Raw genomic sequence first — 5,941 nt, forward strand, 5'->3', positions numbered from 1 at the left:
CGGAAAGAGTGACGGTGACAAACGAATCGAAGACGGCATCAGCAGTGCCTCGATCCTGGTCAATGGTATCGAAGTGTTCGGACCGGAGGATTTCAACCAAAACACCTACCTCCTTACATCCCCCCTGGAACTAAGCTGGGATAACACGCTTTCCATCGACCTCGCCAGCAAGCCGGAGACCTATATCACGGTTGAAATCAGCGAAGACCTGCTGCCGCCCTCCGCCGACCTGACCGCAACCCCCGAAGAAACGCCCGCGGGCGAAGCCGTTACGCTGCGGTGGGATTCCAACCTTGCGGACACCGTCGTTATCGAACCGGATATCGGTGCCGTGGACACACAGGGCGAAGCGACCGTTTTCCCGATGGAAGACACAACCTACACGCTCACCGCCACCGGGCTCGGCGGTACGTCGACAGAAGAGATCGAGATACGGGTCCTGTCGATGGGACCGCTTGTCAGTTTCAATGCGAAACCACAGCTCATCGAACCGGGTGAACCCGCAGTCCTGCAATGGGCCGTGACGGGAGCCGACACTATCGTCATCGACAATGGCGTCGGTGTCGTGCCGCCCGAAGGGTCGATCACCCTCTATCCGGATCACACGGCAATCTACCGCCTGTCCGCAAGCGGCCCTTCCGGAAACACGAATGCAAGGGTCGTCCTGACGGCCCTGGGAAATCCGGAGCCCCAACCCAAAGGCTCGTTCGGAAAACAGTACGAAGCCGCCATCCCTGCAGATGCCACCGTCCCGGCGTACAATCCTGAACATTTCTCAGTGATTACAGGAGTAGTAACCGATTGTGAAGCCACCCCCCTGGAAAATGTCTTTGTCTTCGCACGCAACCATTTGGCGTACGGCACCGCTGCCACGGACATGGACGGCAGATTTTCCCTGCCGGTTGAAGGCGGAAAAACATATACACTCATGTACGAAAAGGAAGGCTTGATCGACGTTCACCGCAACGTGTATGTCCCCTGGAACGATGTCGCTACTGCCGATACGGTTCAGATGACTGCGGAAGACCCGGTGGCAACGTCTGTCGGGTTTGACGGAAACCCGCAAAGCGTCGTTGTCCATCGAAGCTCCGAGATCGTCGATGCGTTGGGCGCGAGATCGTTCAGCCTCGTTTTTTCGGGCGACAACCACGCCTACCTTCTCGATGATGACGGCAATGATGTGCACGAACTGAGCACGCTGAACGTAAGGGCCACGGAATACCCGACGCCGGAATCGATGCCTGCCGACCTGCCGCCAACCTCGGCCTATACGTATTGCGTTGAACTGACCGTGGACGGTGCCGAAAGCGTCAGATTCGAAAACCCCGTTGTCACCTGGCTGGATAATTTTCTCGGGTTCGAGGTCGGCGAGACGATCCCGGTCGGTTTCTACGATAGAGCCGAGGGAATGTGGAAGCCATCGAACAACGGTGTCGTGGTAAGGCTCCTGGACACCAACAACGACCAAACAGTCGATGCCCTGGATAAAGACGGAGACGGTTTACCGGACGACCTTAACGGCAACGGCGCCTACGACGACGAAGTTCAGGGCCTGGAAAATCCTCAGCACTACCCCCCGGGATCAACCTTCTGGAGGGTTGGCATAACCCACTTCTCACCTTGCGATCTGAACATGGCTCTGATCATGCCGCCCGACGGCACATGGCCGAACGCAATTGAAAATGCCACCGTAAAATCCGGGGAAAGCGATGAACACACCAGCTACACCTGCAATGCGTCTTTTGTTGACGAAAAGAATCGTGTTTTCTATGAAGACATTCCGATTCCGGGAACGGGGATGAAGCTTTACTACTCGAGCGGACGGGTCGAAGGGTACAACACCTCTATTACCGTTCCGGCAAGTGGCGATGCAGTACCGGCCAGTCTCAAAAAAATCGCGGTCGAGGTCAAGGTGGCCGGCAAAATCCTGACCCGGGAGTTTCAGCCGCTCCCGAACCAGACAGCCCAGTTCTACTGGGACGGCAGGGATTATCTCGGCAACCCCCTTGAGACACCGATTGAAGCCCATATCAACGTCGGATGGGTGTATGACGCTTTTTATGCCCGCGCGGGCGATTTCGAACAGGCATTCGGGCAGCCGGGAACAGAGCCCACTGCGGTGAACGCGCGCCAGGAAATTACGGTCTGGAACAGATTCGATGCCAAGGTGCACCCGGCAAGAAGCAAGGCTGCCAACGATCTGCCCGAAGGCTGGAGCTTGTCCACCAGGCACCACCTGAATCTGCAGGATCTTTCCGTCTTGTACAAAGGGAACGGAACATCGATAGACAACAATGTGCGGATCGTCGAAAGAATCGCCGGCACAGGCTCGCCGGATTACAGCAACAGCAATCAACCCGCCCTGTCTTCAGACCTGAACGGCCCTTATGCCGTGGCCGTAGATATCGATGGGAATGTCTATTTTTCAGACACCTCGAATCGCTTTATACGGAAAATAGACACGCACGGCATATTGACCGATGTCACAATTTTCAACGGAGGGTTTGACGGCGACGGCGGTCCGGCGGCAGATGCGAGCGTTTCGTATGTTTCGGATATCGAGATCGACCGTGAAGGAAATATTTACCTGGCGGACACCTTCAACCATTGCATACGGGTGATAAACAACAACGGAATCATCAACACGGTGGCCGGAATCGGCCAGTCTTATGGATTCAGCGGCGACGGCGGTCCGGCGACTCAGGCTCAAATGAATTATCCCAGAGGGATCGCGGTGGACGATTCGGGGAATTTATACATCAGCGATTCCGGCAATGGACGCATTAGAAAAGTCGATACAAACGGCGTCATCACGACTATCGCAGGCGGAAACAGCAGAGGTTACAGCGGCGACGGCGGTCCGGCAATCGACGCTCAGGTGAACACGCTGCTGGACATAGACATCGATGGCGAAGGCAACCTGTATTTTTGTGATCTGGATTCCTATGACCACCACATCATCAGAAAAATAGACACAAACGGAATAGTCACACGATACGCGGGCACAGCCGGACAGAGGGGCTACAGCGGGGATGGCGGCCCTGCCATCGAGGCCCAGCTGAAAACCCCTAAAAGCTTGGCCATAGACAGATCCGGCAATGTCTATATCGCGGATGGTGACAATTGTCGAATAAGGATGGTAAATACCAAGGGCATTATCACCACGGTTGCCGGGTCCGGGCAATACCTGATCGACACGAAAACAGGCCCGGCGCCGTCGGCCAACTTCAGAATTCCCACGGGAATCGCCGTGGATGACGCCGGCAATCTCTATATCGCCGATTCAAAAGGCTACATGATCAGAAAGGCCTCTCATCCGGCAGCGTTCAATAACACGATTCAATCAGGCGCCAACGTCTTTTCCGAAGACACCGGCATCGCGCACATCGTATCCATAGAAGGGTTGCATACCGAAACAATCGACCTTGATACCGGATCGGTCCTTTACACCTTCGGTTATGACGACGAAGACAGGCTAATTGCAGTCACCGATCGGTTCGGCAACACAACCGAAATTGAGAGGGATTCGAACGGCACACCAACCTCGATCATTTCACCGGATGGCCTGACCACCACCCTTAGTGTGGATGCCGATAACTTTCTTGACAAAATCAGCTATCCGGACGGCAGGTTCGTGGATTTCGATTATGCGCCCAAGGGCCTTTTAGCCCTGAAGACCGAGCCGGAAGGCAACGGCTTCGCGCACGTGTTCGATGCAAACGGAAGACTGATCGAAGTGTCGGACGATGAAGGCGGTTTATGGAATTACGCATCATCGATCGATGCGAACCATAACCACTTGACGGAGATGACAACCGCTGAAGGCGATCTGACCTCATATCTCGATTCCCAAAATTCAAGCGGAGAATTCAGCACAATCATTACGGACCCATCCGGCGCCCGGACCACTTACAGGCGATCGAGCGACCGCCTGCTGGCAACCAGATCGCTTCCATGCGGCATGGATCTGACGATCACCTATGATCTGGACGAACAATTTATGCATGAATTTCCAAGTGAAATAAAAGCGGAAACACCGTCTGGACTAACCAGAATCTTTTCTAAAAACAAAGCTTACAGCCATGTAGATCGCGATGGGATTTTCGAATATACGATGGAAACGCTGACCCTGAACGGCAAGGCGACGACTATTTACAACGACCTCCAGGCGTACAAAACAATTACCTCCCCAGAAGGAAGGATGGTCACCGAGAGCTATGACCCCGGCACACTGCTGACGACCGCCCTTTCTGTTCCGGGATTTTATGACACGAATTTCGGCTATGACGCCAAAGGGAGGTTGTCCTCTGTTTCTGTGGATACAAGACAAACCCTTTTTTCCTACAACACAGACGGGTTCCTGGAATCCGTGACCGGACCGGAAAACCAAACAACCGCCTACACCTATGACGAAGTGGGCAGGGTCATCCGGCTTGACCGGCCGGATAACACCTCGCTCTGGTTTTCCTATGACCTGAATGGCAATATGACGGTTATGATCAATCCGTCCGACGCTGCCCATCATTTTGGATTCAACGCGGTCAACTTGAATGACGCTTACATCACGCCGCTGAGTGGGAGCTACCACTATGAGTATGACCTGGACCGGCGGTTGAGCCGAGTCGACTTTCCTTCCGGCAAACGGATCAGCAATATATTTTCCGAAGGAAGGCTGGTCCAGGTTCAGACGCCCGAGGGAAACATCGATTACACCTATCTTTGCGGAACGAAAGTAGACACGATTACCAAAGGCGAAGAGGCCATCACCTTTGCATATGACGGGCCGTTGATGACCGCCGTGACTGCAGGCGGCGCCTTGAACCAGGCAATTTATTTGGGCTACGACGATAATTTCAAGGTGATAAGCGCGGACTATGCCGGAGCGGCCGAGAGTATCACTTACGACAGTGACGGCCTCATGACCGGCGTTGGAAATTTTTCAATTGTAAGAAATCCGGACAATGGGCTGCCCGAAGCCGTCAGCGGAGGAAATTACAACCTTGCCAGAACCTTCAACGGGTTTGGCGAAATTTCCGGTGAAGACGCTACAATATGTGCGCTTGGCGTCAACACCTGGCATATTGTGAGAGACCCTAACGGCAGGATTGTCAACAGGTCGGAAGTCGCCGGCGGCGTAGACGCCGATTACAGCTATACCTACGATCCGCTTGGACGATTGCTGACCGTAACCCGAGATGGGGCCCTAATCGAGGAATACCGATATGGTCTCAACGGGTCACGCACTTATGAGTTCAATCTGTTGAGAGGCATAACCGGCAGAAACTTTATATACTCCGAGGAAGATCACCTTCTGGCTGCAGGGCCAACTGCTTATCAGTATGATGCGGACGGTTTCCTGAAATCGATAACCAACGGGGACACGACAACCGCGTTCGACTATTCTTCCCGGGGTGAGCTATTGCGTGTGACGCTGCCGGACGGAACATTGGTGGAATACGGGCATGATCCCTTGGGGCGGCGCATCACAAAAAAGGTCGACGGGTTGGTAACGGAAAAATACCTGTGGCAGGGCCTGACGCGGCTTTTGGCAGTCTATGACGGGGCTGACAATCTGCTTGCGCGTTTTGAATACGCGGATGGCAGGATGCCGCTGGCCATGTCCATGGCAGGGACTACCTGTTATCTAGGCTATGACCAAGTGGGATCCCTGCGAGTGGTTGCGGATGCAGAAGGGAATGTGTTAAAAAGGATCGAATATGACGCTTTTGGCAGCATTGTCGCAGATTCCAACCCCGGTTTCGAAACATGGCTGGGCTTTGCCGGAGGGCTGCACGACCGGGATATCAACCTAATCCGCTTTGGACACCGGGATTACGACCCGCAAACCGGTCGCTGGACCGCTAAAGATCCCATTTTGTTCGATGGTGGCGACACGGATTTGTATGGGTATTGCCTGAATGATCCGGTAAATGGGGTTGAT

Annotated in this window: 1 protein-coding gene; it reads left to right on the forward strand. The window is 54.2% G+C overall.

Annotation, left to right across the window (positions count from 1 at the left end; translation table 11 throughout):
• Positions 1-5,941 (forward strand): hypothetical protein (locus tag LJE94_10145; GenBank protein ID MCG6910469.1); only part of this gene is annotated, 5,941 nt, incomplete at both ends.

The organism is Deltaproteobacteria bacterium (assembly GCA_022340465.1).
Lineage (GTDB): Bacteria > Desulfobacterota > Desulfobacteria > Desulfobacterales > B30-G6 > JAJDNW01.